The organism is Domibacillus robiginosus (genome assembly GCF_000966195.1).
GTDB lineage: Bacteria > Bacillota > Bacilli > Bacillales > Domibacillaceae > Domibacillus > Domibacillus robiginosus.
This window is the reverse complement of record NZ_LAHL01000003.1, coordinates 166823-181796: the sequence shown is the minus strand read 5'-3', so window position 1 is coordinate 181796 and position 14974 is coordinate 166823. Positions and strand designations below refer to the sequence as shown.

The 14974-nt window shown below is 46.0% G+C and carries 16 protein-coding genes and 1 pseudogene; all 17 read right to left on the bottom strand.

From position 1 onward, the window contains the following. Positions 1-79: 79 nt before the first annotated feature. The 17 genes and pseudogenes from VP97_RS01635 to spoVAC all read right to left on the bottom strand — a co-directional run bounded on the left by VP97_RS01635 (position 80) and on the right by spoVAC (position 14843). Positions 80-316 carry a CsbA family protein gene (locus VP97_RS01635; RefSeq protein WP_050179915.1) on the bottom strand — a complete coding sequence of 79 codons (237 nt, stop codon included), beginning with the start codon at positions 314-316 and terminating at the stop codon, positions 80-82. A 66-nt stretch (positions 317-382) separates the two neighbouring features. After that, positions 383-1018: a YfbR-like 5'-deoxynucleotidase gene (locus VP97_RS01630; protein ID WP_050179914.1), complete on the bottom strand. Its 636-nt coding sequence runs from the start codon at positions 1016-1018 to the stop codon at positions 383-385. A 157-nt stretch (positions 1019-1175) separates the two neighbouring features. After that, positions 1176-1304: a protein YhfH gene (gene yhfH, locus VP97_RS23095; protein ID WP_082220184.1), complete on the bottom strand. Its 129-nt coding sequence runs from the start codon at positions 1302-1304 to the stop codon at positions 1176-1178. Positions 1305-1434: 130 nt separating this feature from the next. After that, positions 1435-2628, bottom strand: a complete 1194-nt coding sequence (locus tag VP97_RS01625; protein ID WP_050179913.1) for a PDZ domain-containing protein — start codon at positions 2626-2628, stop codon at positions 1435-1437. Positions 2629-2719: 91 nt separating this feature from the next. Next, a complete protein-coding gene (locus tag VP97_RS01620; RefSeq protein WP_050179911.1) occupies positions 2720-3850 on the bottom strand; it encodes a trans-sulfuration enzyme family protein in 1131 nt (376 codons plus the stop codon). Positions 3851-3911: 61 nt separating this feature from the next. Continuing rightward, positions 3912-4457 carry a redoxin domain-containing protein gene (locus VP97_RS01615; RefSeq protein ID WP_050179909.1) on the bottom strand — a complete coding sequence of 182 codons (546 nt, stop codon included), beginning with the start codon at positions 4455-4457 and terminating at the stop codon, positions 3912-3914. 298 nt (positions 4458-4755) lie between these two features. Beyond that, positions 4756-4869, bottom strand: coding sequence for a YjcZ family sporulation protein (locus VP97_RS23090; protein ID WP_082220183.1), 114 nt, complete (start codon positions 4867-4869; stop codon positions 4756-4758). 130 nt (positions 4870-4999) lie between these two features. Beyond that, positions 5000-6358, bottom strand: a complete 1359-nt coding sequence (locus VP97_RS01610) for a murein hydrolase activator EnvC family protein (RefSeq protein ID WP_050179907.1) — start codon at positions 6356-6358, stop codon at positions 5000-5002. 33 nt (positions 6359-6391) lie between these two features. Further along, the gene (ftsX, locus tag VP97_RS01605; RefSeq protein ID WP_050179906.1) at positions 6392-7276 is read right to left on the bottom strand and encodes a permease-like cell division protein FtsX; all 885 of its coding nucleotides are present in this window, start codon (positions 7274-7276) and stop codon (positions 6392-6394) included. Then, positions 7266-7952, bottom strand: a complete 687-nt coding sequence (gene ftsE / locus VP97_RS01600) for a cell division ATP-binding protein FtsE (protein ID WP_050179904.1) — start codon at positions 7950-7952, stop codon at positions 7266-7268. Before ftsE ends, ftsX begins: the two co-directional genes overlap by 11 nt. Before the next feature lie 214 nt (positions 7953-8166). Further along, complete coding sequence (locus VP97_RS01595) at positions 8167-9291, bottom strand: Ger(x)C family spore germination protein (protein WP_050179903.1); 1125 nt, start codon at positions 9289-9291, stop codon at positions 8167-8169. Continuing rightward, positions 9288-10376, bottom strand: coding sequence for a GerAB/ArcD/ProY family transporter (locus tag VP97_RS01590; RefSeq protein ID WP_050179901.1), 1089 nt, complete (start codon positions 10374-10376; stop codon positions 9288-9290). The genes VP97_RS01595 and VP97_RS01590 overlap by 4 nt, the downstream gene beginning before the upstream one ends. Beyond that, positions 10373-11845 (bottom strand): spore germination protein, encoded by a 1473-nt coding sequence (locus VP97_RS01585; protein WP_245629811.1) that lies wholly within the window; start codon positions 11843-11845, stop codon positions 10373-10375. The genes VP97_RS01590 and VP97_RS01585 overlap by 4 nt, the downstream gene beginning before the upstream one ends. 91 nt (positions 11846-11936) lie before the next feature. Continuing rightward, positions 11937-12302, bottom strand: coding sequence for a cytochrome c551 (gene cccB, locus VP97_RS01580; RefSeq protein ID WP_050179899.1), 366 nt, complete (start codon positions 12300-12302; stop codon positions 11937-11939). 155 nt (positions 12303-12457) lie between these two features. After that, a pseudogene (locus tag VP97_RS01575) lies at positions 12458-13153 on the bottom strand (DUF421 domain-containing protein); the annotation flags it as partial. Positions 13154-13353: 200 nt separating this feature from the next. Continuing rightward, positions 13354-14364 (bottom strand): stage V sporulation protein AD, encoded by a 1011-nt coding sequence (gene spoVAD, locus VP97_RS01565; RefSeq protein ID WP_050179894.1) that lies wholly within the window; start codon positions 14362-14364, stop codon positions 13354-13356. Further along, positions 14364-14843: a stage V sporulation protein AC gene (gene spoVAC / locus VP97_RS01560; protein WP_050179892.1), complete on the bottom strand. Its 480-nt coding sequence runs from the start codon at positions 14841-14843 to the stop codon at positions 14364-14366. Before spoVAC ends, spoVAD begins: the two co-directional genes overlap by 1 nt. Positions 14844-14974: the final 131 nt, after the last annotated feature.

Here is a 14974-nt window from a genome sequence, read left to right as displayed (position 1 = left end):
AAAAGCCAACAAAAAGCACACACCTGTTCGTAATGCGTGTTTTTGTCACAATAAAAAAGCACCGAAGCCTGGTTCGGTGCTAGTTTAGCTTTACTTTCAGCCGTTTCATCATGCGATTGGCCATCCAAAGGCCGGCTGTAATGGAGAAAGCGTCTATTACGATCAATTCCCACGTATGGGTATATCCTTTATAGGCGGATGCGGCAATAAGTGCGACGGTCAAGATAACGCCAAGAAACTGGTTGTATGTTACGCGTGAAAACAACAACACAAGCAAAGCGGGCATAAACAGCGCCAGAATCATCTTATCAACCATCGTGTCCTCCTAAGTTTTTTCTTTTATCATACTGGATTTTTCTTTGTTCGAAAAGACCAGATTTTACTACGATCGGCTGATAATGCGCTCGGTTAAATCACGAAGCTCACTGTGCGGCATAAATTTCTCGGCCAGCATATCCGGCATGATATGATCGATGAAATATTTTACGCAGTGAAGATCCTGGAATTTCAAAATAGTATTAAGCGCTTCTTCGTAAATTTCAAAGAAAAGCGGGTCCGGATTGCGCTTTAAAATTTCCCCATACGCTTCATAAAGCAAATCTACTTTATCAGCTACAGATAAAATGCGCCCTTCAAGTGTTTTGTCTTTACCTTCTTTTAAACGACGGAAGTATGCTTCGTGAAACTCGGGTGGAAATTCAGCTTCAATAAAACGGCGCGCCATTTTTTCTTCCACCTCTGAAAACAGCTCTTTTAATTCCGAGGTCGCGTATTTCACCGGTGTTTTAATATCGCCGGTAAACAGCTCTGCATAATCGTGGTTAAGGGCTTTTTCGTATAAGGACCGCCAGTCCACGGTTGTGCCTTTCATTTCCTCGACTGTGCCTAGGAATTGAGCAATTTTCGTTACTTTAAATGAATGAGCCGCCACATTGTGGGTTTGAAATTTAAACTTCCCCGGCAGGCGATATAAATGCTCAAGATCCGATAGTGTTTTAAAATATGTATGTACCCCCATGACACCCACTCCTTTTCTAATGAAGAAACCTGTTTATTTCTGCAAGGTATGATGACTATTGTAACGGGAAATAAACAGAAAAAAAAGAAAAATCCACTCTGTTATGGAACAACAGGTGGATTTTTGTATTGAATCCGATTACATTTTACGGTAACAGTTACTCTTCTATTTTACTTAAACAGCGTTCACATTCTGTATGGTACGACTCATGCTGCTCTGTTATCTGTGCCCCGCACTGGCAGCACTCTTTCCCCGGGATATTACGGTAAAATTCTAACGGCATCATGCTCATGTCCCCCTTCTTATTTTGGTTGATGTGTTGCTGTACGTTCATTGTATTATAACAGATAAGGTAAGTCAACTATTGTTATACAACAAATTTTTCACGATAAAAAAACGCCCTTTTCAAGGGGCGTTTAATCAGAAAACACAGAGTCATCCAGATATTCTTTTTCTTCCGGCGCAAACAACAGACCAAGCTCATGGTGTTCATTTTCATAAATAGAGCCCTGTGTGAACCGAACCTGTCCATTTGTGCCAATAACTTCAAGCTTGCAGTATGCCGCGTTTTTTTGCAGCGCTTTATAAAATTCTGGTTCTGTACCAACGGGTATGCCGTTTACCTTTGTAATGATTTCACCGATCTCAAGCCCCATCTTTCGGGCAGGCGCTGCCGGAAGCACGCCCACGACCATAATGCCTTTTGGCTGTGTTGTAAAAAAGTACGGGCGGTGCTTTTCATAGCTAAAATGACGGCGGGTAATCGCAATCCGTGCCAGAGCCGCAAAAAGAACGGCGGCTGCAGACAGCTGCCATACCCAGTAGGAGCCAGCAGCAATAACCAAGGCAAGCATGCCTGCCCGAACCACGCTTTTCCCTGTCGCCCTCACTGCAAGCGCCGGGAGCGTACTGCGGACTGTCATTGAAAAGCCGACCAAAAATGGAAACAGCATCAAGTAGTAATGATCTGCGCCAAGCGGAATAACCGGCCACCAATCTGCGAAAGCTTCAAGCGGACGGGCACCCGGGACCGGCAGGAATACAGGCACGAGCCAGAGGCGCCGGGCCAGATGAACCGCCGTTTTCTGTCCGCGCTTGCTCATTTCCAGGCGCGGTGACGTTCCCTGATAACCGCGTTTATGAATAAGCACCCCTTCTGCTATCACCAGAAGTGCCGTAACAAGGGCTAAAATAGATAAAATGCTTTCTATTTTCAAAGGTTTATAGGAAATAAACGAATATCCCGCGTAATCGGCCAAAAGGAATACAGCATATGCAGCGGTTAAAGTCCAGGCAGGCGACAGGAGAAAAAAGCCGCCGATGCTGAAAATAATAAACAGAGCCGCTATAAAGCTGAGCAGGTCGGCCGGAAGAGCCAGGCCAAAGCCGAGAAAAAGAATGGACAGCACAAGGCCAACTGCTAAACTCGATGGTAAAATAAACCGAATCTCTTGATATATATCATATACACGTGTGCCGAAGTCCTTGCGCTCACGCGTGACACGGAACATGCCAACAACAAAAGCCAAAACAAAGGAAAAATAAAAGACAGGGTGAAGCAGTAATCTTCCTGCAGCTGTGATAAGCTGCGTGAGCCAGTCCAAAGCCATAAAAGTCCCTCCAGAGCGTTGCACAAAAGTCTTTCTCTCTATTGTAGCAGAAAGCTCCTGCAATCGTTAACAGACTTATGGCGCTTTTTCATCAAGCTTCACCGAGCGCCTGTTCAAATTGACCGATAATTTCTTCTGCTTCTTCAATGCCGATGGAGATACGAATGGTTTTTTCGGAAACGCCAACGGCTGCTTTTTCTTCTGCATTGAGTGAACGGTGGGAAGTGCCGAACGGCCATGAAACAGATGTTTCAACACCTGCAAGCGACGGCACAATACCAATCCAGCCAAGTGAGCGGAAAAAAGCAAATTCATCTGTATCCTTCGCCAGATCAATGGTTACGATCGCCCCGTTGCCCCGCTCGGATACATTGGTTGGATAAAAGACTTTTTCGACTTTTGAATGAGCACGAAGCCAGCCGGCTACTTTTTCAGCATTGGCAGACTGGCGCTCCATCCGCAGGCCAAGCGTCTTGGCACCGCGGCATGCAAGCCATGATTCAAATGGGCTTAAATTCATACCGATATTTACAACGCGAGCTCGTGCCTCTTTTATGTATTCTTCCTTTCCAACGACGACGCCCGCTGACACGTCACTGTGTCCGCCGATATACTTCGTCGCTGAGTGAACAACAAGATCCGCTCCTAATTCGATCGGCTTGATTAAAAACGGAGTGGCAAAGGTATTGTCCACTATTAAAACAAGCTCTTTTTTCTTTGCGAGAGCTGAAACCTCCGCCATATTTTCCACACGCAGGAATGGATTGGTAATCGATTCTGTATACAGCATGACTGTTTCCGGACGAATGGCCTCTTCAACAGCTGACAGGTCTTCAAAATCCACAAATGAGGTTCCAATGCCCATCCGCGCAAGCTCTTCCTTCATTGCATAAAAGGTACCGCCGTATACATCCTGCGCCGCTACAATATGATCACCGCTTTTCGCTACAGCGAGTATCGCAGCTGTAATCGCTCCAAGGCCGGATGCTGCTGCCACCCCCTCTGGCGCTCCTTCAAGCCGTGCTGTTATATGAGCCAGCTCATCCGCATTGGGGTTGCCGACCCGTGTATACAGGTAAGGTGACTCTCCTTTATAATAGCCTTCCATTTCTTCTAAACTATTGAATGAAAATACCGACGTCTGGTAAATCGGCGTCGCCTTACTTTGAATGTTTTTTGGCAGCTTTTCGCCATGCAGTGCTTTTGTGTTAAACGAATCCATTGTTGTCCACTCCTTTTTATCCGTTCATTATATTCCGAAAATTTCATAAAAACAATCCGCCCTATTGGGAGCGGATCAATTCTCGCATCATGGATTCATCCATTGGACCGACGACTTTTTGATGTACAGTGCCGTCCTCGTTGAGTACATATGTAGTCGGAATCGTGTAAATATCATATGCCTCTGAGATATCACCGCTTTCATCAAGCGGTACCGGAAAAGTTAAATCATATTGATCAGCAAAATCCTTTGCTTTTACAGCGCTCTCTTCTATATTGACTGCAAGAATCTCAACGTTGTCTGCCTTTTCTTCATAAAAAGCCTGCATATGAGGCATCTCATCTTTACATGGCGGACACCACGTTGCCCAAAAATTTAAAAACACTTTTTTTCCTTCATAATCTGACAGCTTTACCTTTTTCCCCTCTGGGGTTTCCAAGTTGAAGTCCGGTGCTTTTTCACCAACTGCGATACCGTTTTTGTCGTTCGTCACCGCAATGCCTTTTTCTCCAATATCGGTTACCTTTTTTCGGTCTTCATATAAACGAAAGCCGGCAAGTCCTATTAAAAGAATGATAAGTACGATACCTAACCATTTTTTATACATATGCTTTCCTCCAGCAGATCATAATCATTCTCCACTCCTCTCATCATATCATATGACGGCTTTTCGCCGCTTATCTGCAGTACAGGCAAAAACAAAAAAAGCCGCTCTTAAAGCGGCTAAAGAGTGTAGATGAAGCTAGAAAACAGGCTATTTGAAAATGTCTGGCTTTCAAGGAACGCGGCCGGCCGAGAAGCGGCGTGACCTTTTTTTCGGGTCATGAGCATTCACAGCCGGCAAGTGACGCCGAAAGCGAGTGTTTGTTTACAGCCTGAGCCGCTCTTAAAGCGGCTTTTCTGCATTAAGCACCCCAGCCAATATACGCTGCGCCCACGATGATAAGCAAAATGAATAATACGACTACAAGCGCAAAGCCGCTGCCGTATCCGTTTCCGCCTCCGTTGTATTCACCCATGCTTCTCCACCTCCTTGTCCGTTACACTTACAGCGTATGCATGAAGCAAGAAGCTGGAAGGGCCGGCCGCCCAGATGAAGAAAAAAGTGCTTGTTTCCTCCTGCTTTTGGGCAGAGAAACAAGCACTTTTTTATAAATCAATATATTGGGCCGGATCGACCGCATTTTCTTTACCTAACGTCCATGGACCTTTATGAATTTCAAAGTGAAGATGCTGCCCGTAAGAGCGTCCTGTATTTCCCATGTAGCCAATTACCTGGCCTTTTGATACACTGCCGCCCTGTACAACACGTTCAGACATGTGTCCATAAACAGTCGTGTACACTTGTCCATTAATAGAATGCGAGATAAAAATGGCATTTCCATATGAATCTGAGTAATAAGAACGGCTGACAACACCATCCGCAGCGGCTACAATCGGTACACTTTCACTGTTGGCGATATCCACACCTTTATGATCGCCGAGCGAACGCTGGCCGAATCCTGATGTAAATGTTCCTTGTGCCGGACGCATAAACATACCACCCGTATCAGCCGGCGCTGCTGTCGAACGGGCTTCCTGCTTCGGTTGTGCTGCTGGAGCCGCCTTTTCTGCCGGAGCGGACGGCGCTGGTGATGAAGATACAGCGGCTGCTTTTGACGCTGCGGCTTTTGCTGCTGCAGCTTCCTGCTCCGCTTTCTTTTTAGCGGCTGCCTCTGCCAAACGCTTCTGTTCGGCAATGCGGGTCTGTTCTGCCTTGATGGCTGCTTGAATCGAAGCTTCCTGCGAGCTTAACAGGCTTTGCTCTTCTTCAAGGCTGAGCTTTTGCTCATGCGCTTCATGCTCATCTGCTACAAGACCTTTCATCACATTGTTTTTAGCTGCACGCTGTTTTTCCAGCTTTGCTTTCATTTCTTGCAAGTCTTTCAGCATATCTTCCAGGCTTGCAAGCTTTTCTTTTACTTTTTGCTCACTGGCTTCCAGCTGTTTTTTGTCCCGTTCCTGCTCTTGCAAAATCTCTTTGTCTGCATTTACAAGAGTTGTGACCGCTGTGGCGCGGCTGACAAAATCACTGAAGCTTTCGGCTCCAAGCAGCACTTCCATGTAGCTGGCTGAGCCGCCGCTTTGCTGAATCGAGCGAGCACGATCTTCCAATACTTCTGTACGCTCGGCAATACGAATCTTTAACTCTTCAATTTCCGCTCTTAAGCGTTCAATTTCTGCTCTTGTATCAGCAATTTCCTGCTGTTTTGCCCGGATCTTTGACTCGGAATCTGTGATCGCACCATCGAGTTTACGAATTTCCGCGTTTACACTGTCCTGCTGCTGCTGAAGATTAGAAATAGCTTTCTCTTTTTCATTGATATTTTGTTCAATACCGGATTTTTCTGATTGGATCTGCTGCTGGCGCTTTTGTAAATCAGATAAGCTTTCTGCTGAAGCGCCTCCCGTAAAACTGAACCCAATGGACGCTGCCACCGCAAGCGCCACATATGATTTTTTCTTCAACTGCTTGACCCCTCTCGTCCCTGTATACTTGTTTTATATTTTCAAAAACCGTCTGACTGAAAGAAAGCTGCCCCATATACCGATAAATACAGCCATGACAAGCATAAGCGCTGTGACCGGTAAAACAAGCGGAAGATAGTCGATAAAGTCTACCAGCTGCGATGCGAGCTGTGCTGAAAAGGCCTGCTCGGCATAATAGTATCCAATGGCAATCGCCGCAATTGGAAGAATCGAGCCAAGTAAACCGATCCACAGTCCTTCTAAAAGAAACGGCCAGCGGATAAACCAGTTTGTCGCTCCTACAAGCTTCATAATCTCAATTTCTTTTCGACGTGCGAAAATAGTAATTTTAATTGTATTGGAGATTAAAAACATGGCAGTAAACAGAAGGCCTGCAACGAGGACAGCACCGACATTGCGCGCTGTTTTCATAAAGCTAAACAGGTTTTTCACTTCTTCTTCTCCATATACCGCTTTTTCGGTTTGCGCAAATTGTTCTATTTTCCGTGCTGCGTCCGGTGTATCCTGTGGACGTGCTGTTTTCACTACATATACGTCGTATAACGGATTACTTTGTTCAAAAAGAGCGTAATCACTGCCCATATCTTTAATCAGATTTTGCAGCTCCTGCTCCTTTGAAGAGTACGTAATACTTTCTACTTCTGGCAGACTGCTAATTTGCTGCTTTAATTGCTCTTTTTCTGCTTCCGTTGTATCAAGCTTGATATGAACGCGTACTTCTACATCTCTTTCAATATCGGTTCCCGCTTTGTTTACGTTAAGCATAATGACTAAAAAAATACCGGTTAACAGGAGCGTAACGGTGACAGCCGAAATCGCGGCAAACGTCATCCAGCCGTTCCGTCGGAGATTTTTAAAGCTTTCCCGGAAGTGGCGGCGTAGAGTTCTAGGCTTCATAGCCGTAGTCACCCCGCTGTTCATCCCGGACAATCCGTCCGTTTTCAATCGCAATAACCCGGCGGCGAAGCGTGTTAACAATATCTTTATTGTGTGTAGCCATCACGATCGTCGTACCGCGTTCATTAATCATTCCGAACAGCCGCATAATATCCCACGAAGTGTCCGGATCCAGATTCCCTGTCGGCTCGTCTGCAATCACTACCTTGGGGTTATTAACGATGGAGCGGGCAATCGCCACGCGCTGCTGCTCACCACCGGACAGCTCTGTTGGCAGCATACGTGCTTTATGCTTCAGTCCAACCAGATCAAGTACTTCCATCACCCGCTTGCGAATCATATTCGGCTCTTCTTCGATGACCTCAAGTGCGAAAGCTACATTTTCATAAACCGTGAGAAGCGGCAAAAGTTTAAAATCCTGGAATACAACACCGACTTTGCGGCGCAGGGCTGGCACCGAGCGCTGTCTTAACGTAGCCGTATTGATGCCGCCGACTGTCACAGTTCCGCTGGACGGCTTTTCTTCCCGGTAAATTAATTTAATAAACGTCGATTTTCCGGCGCCACTCGGACCGACGATGTAAACAAATTCTCCTTGCTTTATCGTGACGTCAACGCTTGACAGCGCTGTGACTCCATTCGAGTATTTTTTCGTCACGCCTTTCATGTCAATCATCTGATCACCTTGTTTCTTCAATTAAGGCGGCTTTTATACCCTTTCTGCCTGCCCAAAAAACATTATAGCACTGTTTGTTTTGTCACAATGAAAAGAATATGTTACAGATTCGTTTCCTTTTGTAACATTTTCCGACATAAATGGGCAATAAAAAAAGCGCTTTGGGATAAGCGCTTTTGGGTGTCTGAAAGATAACGGGATGGAATTGTGTGTATTAAAAGATGGCCCCCGTTTTTTCAATTTTTACTTTTGTCTCAACTTTTATATCCATGTCGGGATATATTTCTCCCCAGTCGAGCTTTTTAAAAGCGTCTGGATCTTTAGCAATAATTCTTCGGCCGATGCCTAATGGGTCCGAATTGGCCTCCTGCATTTTTCGGATCGTTTTCTGAAGCAATTTTTCCGTTTCTTCTGTCAGCTGCTGATTTAAAGACTTCATTAACTTTTCTTTCTCTAGGTTTTGAGGAGGATACTCAATTACCTGTACCTGCATATCTACAGACACATCTGCCGTCGGGTTTCCGTTTTTCGGCACATTCACCTTCAGCTTTGCTTTTGAATCTATAAGTGTAACCGAGATATCCTCTCCTCCCTCTACACGGAATGTAAGAGGCAGCTCCTGTTTTGCTTGATTTAGCATAATTAAAAGTGATGAGGTTTCTTCTGTTGTCAGCTCTCCGCTCATCGAACGCCCGTTAAATAAGGCGCTTCCGTTTATTTGTGCTGCCTTCTGCTCTTCATTATAAGAAATAAGAGGAATCACAGCATCACTTCCCTTATCTAACAGGAGATTGCAGGCCAGCTGCATATTTGTGATGGGAATAGCTGATTCCTGTTCAGCTGTTTCAATTAACTTGAAAAAATAATCACTGTAAAGCGTCTGACCTTTGAAGTCTTGATGAAAAAACTCATCCGCCCGCCCCTCTACAACTAGAAGCTTAGCGTTTAAGGGGCTCACAGGATTGCGGAAGTAGGCATCCAGCAAAGAATATAAATCATTTTGCGCACTTTCTTTGCCGATCATTAATACGCTTAATTTAGAAATGTCCAATGCACCGTCAATGCGACGGTCCATCTTGTATGCGACATCCCGAATTGTCTGCCCTTTTTCCGATACAATTAAACTTTTTGCAGCCTCCTGGGTCGTCCCTTCGGTTCCGCCCCCTCCACCGACATTTCCTTGCTTTTCCTGAGGAATTTCGACTGTCAATGTCAGATTGTTTTCTTCCTCTCTGTCGATGCCTACACCAAATATTAAGTTTAGATCTTTAACTGGCCTCTGGTCCCAGCATCCTGCTAAAAGCAGGAAAAGAGGAATGATGGTCCACCCTTTTCTCATCCTGTACCCTCCCGTTTTCTTCTCACAATGGCCACAAGGAGTAAAAACAACGGAATCACAAATAGAAAAACAGTAGTAGCTGTTCCGAGGATGCCGCCAATGGTTTTGATGGCCTCCTCATTACCCGTATAAACAGCAAGCGGTACAATGAATGCACCTAAGACGTAAACAGACTTCTTATGATGCTTTGCATTCACGACTTTAGCGGCACTCATTGCCGCTATGTATAAGTAGCTCATAAAAGTAGTAATAGAAAACACAGCCCAAAGAGAAAGAAAAATAAGATCGAGCCTTTCCACAATGCCGAGCCTAATCGATTTAATCATATACAGCACGGGCTCGGGTACATGTGTTAACTTTTCAGCACTAAAGTAGGCAAATGCACAAAGCGCCAGCAATGTATAAATAATCGTGACAGTCAAGCTTGCTCCAGCAGCAGCCTGCCATTTTTTCTTGTTTTCCGCCTGTGTAAACGGGAAAAGCCAGAGCAGAACCTCAATGCCGTTTAACGCAAAAAGAGCTTGCTGGGAGCCTGATAAAATGACTTTGAAGCCAGAAGACCCAATCGGAAGCAAATAATACACGTTTAAGTAATTCCACATTAAAAGAAAGACCATGAGCACACCGAGAAGCAAAAAAGACATCAATACATGAAACCGTGCAATCACGCGCACATCTTCCTGAATCAAATAAATGGTAAGCGCCGTGATAATAACCGCAAAAACAATAGATGGTGTACGAGGAAATGCCCATTCCGCTGTAATGTAAAGAAAAACCGCTAAAACCTGGCTGGCGACCATGAAAAAAAAGAGCATATAAACGGTAATAATAATGATACTTAAAACGCGGCCAACAAGAATCGGCGAAAAATCAGCCAATGTCTTTTTAGGGAAACGACACGCCAGCAGCCATATCACCAAGATACCTATTTGGATGAAAAGACCGGCAAGTAAAATGGACAGCCAGCCATCTTTCCCGGCAGCCTGGTGAACTTCATATGGAAGAGTTAAGATTCCCACCCCTACCTGGGTTTGCAGCAGGAAAAAAAAGAGCTGCCAGGTCGAAATGCTTGCTTCTCTTTTCATTTTTCCACCCACTGTCTTCCTTCGTTCTCTCTTTTCATTGTCTGCGGTTTACTGTCATACGGCCGCTTCGTTAATTTCCACCAGGTCCGCCGTACAAAGGCATCTTTTAAGTCCTTTACCCGAAGCGGTGCGAGCGGTGAGAAATAAGGCATGCCAAGAGAGGTCAGCTTGCATAAGTGAATCAGCAGAAGCATCAGAGCGAAAACAATCCCAAAAAAACCAAATAAAGAGGCGGCCACCATAAATGGGAAACGGAGAAGGCGGATCGCAGTATTCATTTCTATCGATGGAACGACATAAGAAGAAATGGCGGTCAGGGCAACAATAATAATTGTAAAGTTTGAGACAAGCCCTGCACTCACAACCGCATCCCCGATCACAAGACCACCGACAATCCCAATCGTCTGTCCAATCGGCGTCGGCAGCCGAATCCCTGCTTCCCGGATTAGCTCAATAGTCAGCTCCATAAACAGAGCTTCCATTAAAGCTGGATACGGAACCTGTTCCACTGAGCCTTTTAACTGCAGAATCAAATCTCTCGGTACAATTTCCGAGTGAAAGCTAACAACTGAAACATAAAAAGCCGGTAAGAGAATGGCAAAGAAAAAGGAAAACAAGCGGATCACCCGATAAAATGATCCTGCAAGCGACCGTGATGTGTAATCGTCCGGTGACTGGTAAAAAGAAAAAAATGAAACAGGTGCAATTAAACAGGTTGGTCCGCCATTAATGAAAACGGCAATACGCCCTTCCATCAAATTGGCTGCCACCCGGTCCGGCCTTTCCGTATTCAGCAGCTGAGGGAAAGGTGACAGTGTGGAATCTTCAATTAACTCTTCGACATGCCCCGCGTTGTAAAGGTTCTCTGCATCAATGGCTTCCAGTCTCTTTTTCATTCGCTGGACAAGCTCAGGATTGGCAATGTCTTTTTCATACATAATAGCAAGCAGCTTAGTGGCTCTGTTCCCTTTTTCCAGATACTCGACCATCAACCCCTTGCTTTCAACCCGCCTGCGGACTAAAAAAATATTGGTTGAAAGATCTTCCACAAAGCCATCATGAGGCCCGCGCACGACCTTTTCGTTCATTGGCTCCGTAATCGTGCGCAGAGCGTTTCTTTCCGTTCTGCAAAGCAGGCAACCCGGGTTCCCTTCTATAAACAGCAGTGTTTTTCCTCTTAACAGCCCTTTTAACGCGTCGTTGTAGTCCGCAGCTTCTTCATACTCTATCACCGTTAAGGCCTCTTCCGGCTTTTTTGAACCATTTTCCTTTAATGGCTGGAGAATATGGTTTTCCACTTTTACCGCTTCGACCAGCGTATCTATATAGATAAGGATTCCTTGTACCTTACCGTAAGAAAAGGTTCGTTGTTTGATATCACTTGAATCAGCCATCACCGTGATCGCAGCTGCATTTTCGGATGCTGACTTCCCGAACACACCGCCTTTATTCTCCCGCCAAAATGGCATCGCCTATCGCCCCTTTTTTCAGTAGGATGAGGAAAAATCGGCATTTTATTCATAAAAAAAGAACCAGCCCCTGCCGGTTCCCTTTTTACCCTTATTTTTTTTCAGCCAGCCAGGCAGCAACAGCTTCCGCGTCTTCGCCTTCCACTACATTTGGCGGCATTTGCCCCTGCCCATTTTCAATTACGCTTAAAATCTCTTCTTCACTCATCTTCGACCCGATTGCGCTCAGCTCCGGTCCGAATCCGCCTTCGAGATTTTCGCCATGACAGCTTAAGCAGCTTTGCTGATACACTTCTTCGCCGGCGGAAACGGTTGTTTCACCTGTTCCTTCATCTGTGGAAGGTGTTTGCTCTTCCGTTTTTTCAACTGCCGCGTCCTCTTCTTCTCCACCGCCGCACGCAGCCAGTGCCAGTGATGAGCCAAGCATCAAGGCAAGCAGTGACTTTTTCCATTCCATTTGCTGTTCCCCCTTCTCTTGATGAAAACTCACCGTAAGTATACCAAACTCTGCAGGCCCCTGACGAAAAACAGAGCTGCTTTCCGCTTTTTATTCCCCGCTTTTCTCCGGGGCAAACGCCTGGTACAGCCGGTGCTTTTTATTCATCAAATCGTAGGCGGAGCTTGAAGCCGGTCATCAAACAAATCAACGGTCAGCTGACCGGATGAATCCACCTGTCCGAGAAAAACATTGTCCACGGTTACGCCCTGCTTTTGAAGCTCTTCCTGCAGCCAGCCCCTATTTAAACGAATGGCGGCCAGTGGTTCATCAAGAATTTGGCCGTCCATAATGACGGTCTGCGCTTCTTTTTCGGCACCGACAGAGAACCCCAGCATAGCCGGCGTTAAGGACTGATTTTCTTTTTTCAATAGGACACTTAAATCTCCCGAAGCCTCCAGTACAGCAAACTCCACATCTGCCGTTTGAAATACTTCTTTTTGCCGAAGCAGCTCTAACAGCTCGTCAATGGTGTATCGCTCTTTTTTCAAGTTTTCTTCCATGACTTTTCCGTCTTTAATAAAAACGACACCTTTTCCTTCCACAAAGCTGCGGAACTTTCGGCTTTTCAGTGAAAAATACCCTGTTAAAAATGGAATAATGGTAAACACAGCCAGACCCACCAGACCGTGCATAATGGCCCGCTCTAATCCCATGATCACTTCTGCCCCGATACTTCCAATGGTAATACCCACTACATATTCAAAAAAAGACAGCTGCGCCAGCTGCTTTTTACCCAATATTTTGGTAATTAAAAACAATACAACGGTAAACAGTACAGCACGCAGCGCTACTTCGAGCCATTCCGGCACAGCTGCACCTCCTGTTCTTTACTTCTCCTGACAGGCTTCTGCACGCTTTTGTACGTCAGCCTCTGTGTGTTTAACGGCTATGATCGCATCATAAAGGGCTTGTTTGGATTCTTCCCTTTGCGAAAGCATTACAAGCGTTGACAGACTGGATTGAATACTTCTTAAGCTTTCGAGGCACTGATTCATTTCCCGGGCGAGCGTCATTCTGATTCAGCCTCAATCGAAACCGCATGGGCAATACAGGGAATGGATTCACCCTGCTGAAAGGTGAGCGGCGACAAAAGCGCGCCGGTTGCGACAACAAGCATGCGCTTGAGCTCTCCTTTTTTCATGCGGTTTAATAAATGACCATACGCTACTGCGGCTGAGCAGCCCGGACCGCTTCCTCCTGAATAAACCGGCTGGCTTTCATCGTATATCATAATGCCGCAGTCTTTATACTGAGATTCCTCAATAGCCGTGCCGTTTTTCTTGAATAAATCCATGGAAACGGAATGACCAATCCGGCCCAGGTCACCCGTCACAATTAAATCATAATAGGACGGATCTACGCCGCGCTCTTTCAAATGCGCTTCAATCGTATCCACGGCAGCCGGTGCCATTGCGCCACCCATGTTGAATGGGTCAGTCAGCCCCATATCGATCACTCGCCCAATCGTTGCCGATGTTACCCTCGGGCCACTTCCTTCTTTTCCTAAAAGAGCGGCGCCTGCTCCGGTAATGGTCCACTGGGAAGTTGGCGGTTTTTGGCCGCCGTATTCAGTCGGATAACGGAACTGCTTTTCAACCGCTGCATTATGGCTGGAGGCACCGGCAATCACATAGTCTGCCCCGCCCGCATTGATAATCATCGCACCAAGCGCCAGTCCTTCCATGGACGTCGCACAGGCGCTGAATAACCCGAGATACGGCGCACCAAGTGTTCGGGTAGCCAGGCTCGTCGGCGTAATCTGATTGATCAAGTCCCCGCCTAACACAAACTGCACCTGCTCTTTTTGACGCTGCCCTTTTTCCAGCGCTTTCTGGCATGCTTGTTCAAACAAAAGCCGATGCGCTTTTTCATAAGAATCCTCGCCAAGCCATAAATCCTCATGCAGCATATCAAAATCATTCGCGAGCGGACCCTGTGCTTCAAACGGTCCGCCCACGGTTCCCGTTGACACAATTACTGGCTGCTGGTCAAATACCCATGTGCGATGTCCGGCCTGCATTACAAACCACCCCATTGAATCAATAAAATTTTAATGGTCGCAACGACAAAAGCGGAGAACACACCAAATAAGATGACCGATCCGGCCAGTTTAAACATGTTGCCGCCGACCCCAAGCACAAACCCTTCTGAGCGGTGCTCAATCGCTGCTGAAATAACTGCATTGCCAAATCCGGTCAGCGGCACAGCAGACCCGGCGCCCGCAAATTGGCCGATCCGGTCATAAACGCCAAATCCGGTCAGGAGCATCGCGATAAAAATCATCGTACCGGCTGTCGGGTTTCCGGCTGTTTGCTCGGTAAAATTAAAAAAGAAAATATAGAAGTATTGAATTGCCTGGCCTACTACACAGAACAGGCCGCCTACCCAAAAAGCATGAATACAGTTTTGGATAACCGGACGCTTTGCTTCGCGCTTTTTTTGCAGCTGCTGATATTCTGTTTGCTCCGGGGTTAATTGTTTCTTTTTTTGATCTGCCATGTTGTCACATCCTTATTGGTCACTGTCACATTTTTTTGCCTGAACAGAGATAGCGTGACAAAAAAAAGCCATATTTATTCATCCAAGATGTAACAGGGAATGTTGGCGGATAGATGGGTACGATAAAAGGT

What these genes read in the sequence shown, in the direction of transcription:
- VP97_RS01625 (WP_050179913.1), bottom strand. Translation starts at nt 2,628, where the DNA reads ATGGCTTTGGACTGGCTCACGCAGCTTATCACAGCTGCAGGAAGATTA.
- spoVAC (WP_050179892.1), bottom strand. Translation starts at nt 14,843, where the DNA reads ATGGCAGATCAAAAAAAGAAACAATTAACCCCGGAGCAAACAGAATAT.
- ftsE (WP_050179904.1), bottom strand. Translation starts at nt 7,952, where the DNA reads ATGATTGACATGAAAGGCGTGACGAAAAAATACTCGAATGGAGTCACA.
- spoVAD (WP_050179894.1), bottom strand. Translation starts at nt 14,364, where the DNA reads ATGCAGGCCGGACATCGCACATGGGTATTTGACCAGCAGCCAGTAATT.
- cccB (WP_050179899.1), bottom strand. Translation starts at nt 12,302, where the DNA reads ATGGAATGGAAAAAGTCACTGCTTGCCTTGATGCTTGGCTCATCACTG.
- VP97_RS01635 (WP_050179915.1), bottom strand. Translation starts at nt 316, where the DNA reads ATGGTTGATAAGATGATTCTGGCGCTGTTTATGCCCGCTTTGCTTGTG.
- VP97_RS01590 (WP_050179901.1), bottom strand. Translation starts at nt 10,376, where the DNA reads ATGAAAAGAGAAGCAAGCATTTCGACCTGGCAGCTCTTTTTTTTCCTG.
- VP97_RS01585 (WP_245629811.1), bottom strand. Translation starts at nt 11,845, where the DNA reads ATGCCATTTTGGCGGGAGAATAAAGGCGGTGTGTTCGGGAAGTCAGCA.
- VP97_RS01620 (WP_050179911.1), bottom strand. Translation starts at nt 3,850, where the DNA reads ATGGATTCGTTTAACACAAAAGCACTGCATGGCGAAAAGCTGCCAAAA.
- VP97_RS01630 (WP_050179914.1), bottom strand. Translation starts at nt 1,018, where the DNA reads ATGGGGGTACATACATATTTTAAAACACTATCGGATCTTGAGCATTTA.
- VP97_RS01595 (WP_050179903.1), bottom strand. Translation starts at nt 9,291, where the DNA reads ATGAGAAAAGGGTGGACCATCATTCCTCTTTTCCTGCTTTTAGCAGGA.
- VP97_RS01615 (WP_050179909.1), bottom strand. Translation starts at nt 4,457, where the DNA reads ATGTATAAAAAATGGTTAGGTATCGTACTTATCATTCTTTTAATAGGA.
- yhfH (WP_082220184.1), bottom strand. Translation starts at nt 1,304, where the DNA reads ATGATGCCGTTAGAATTTTACCGTAATATCCCGGGGAAAGAGTGCTGC.
- VP97_RS23090 (WP_082220183.1), bottom strand. Translation starts at nt 4,869, where the DNA reads ATGGGTGAATACAACGGAGGCGGAAACGGATACGGCAGCGGCTTTGCG.
- ftsX (WP_050179906.1), bottom strand. Translation starts at nt 7,276, where the DNA reads ATGAAGCCTAGAACTCTACGCCGCCACTTCCGGGAAAGCTTTAAAAAT.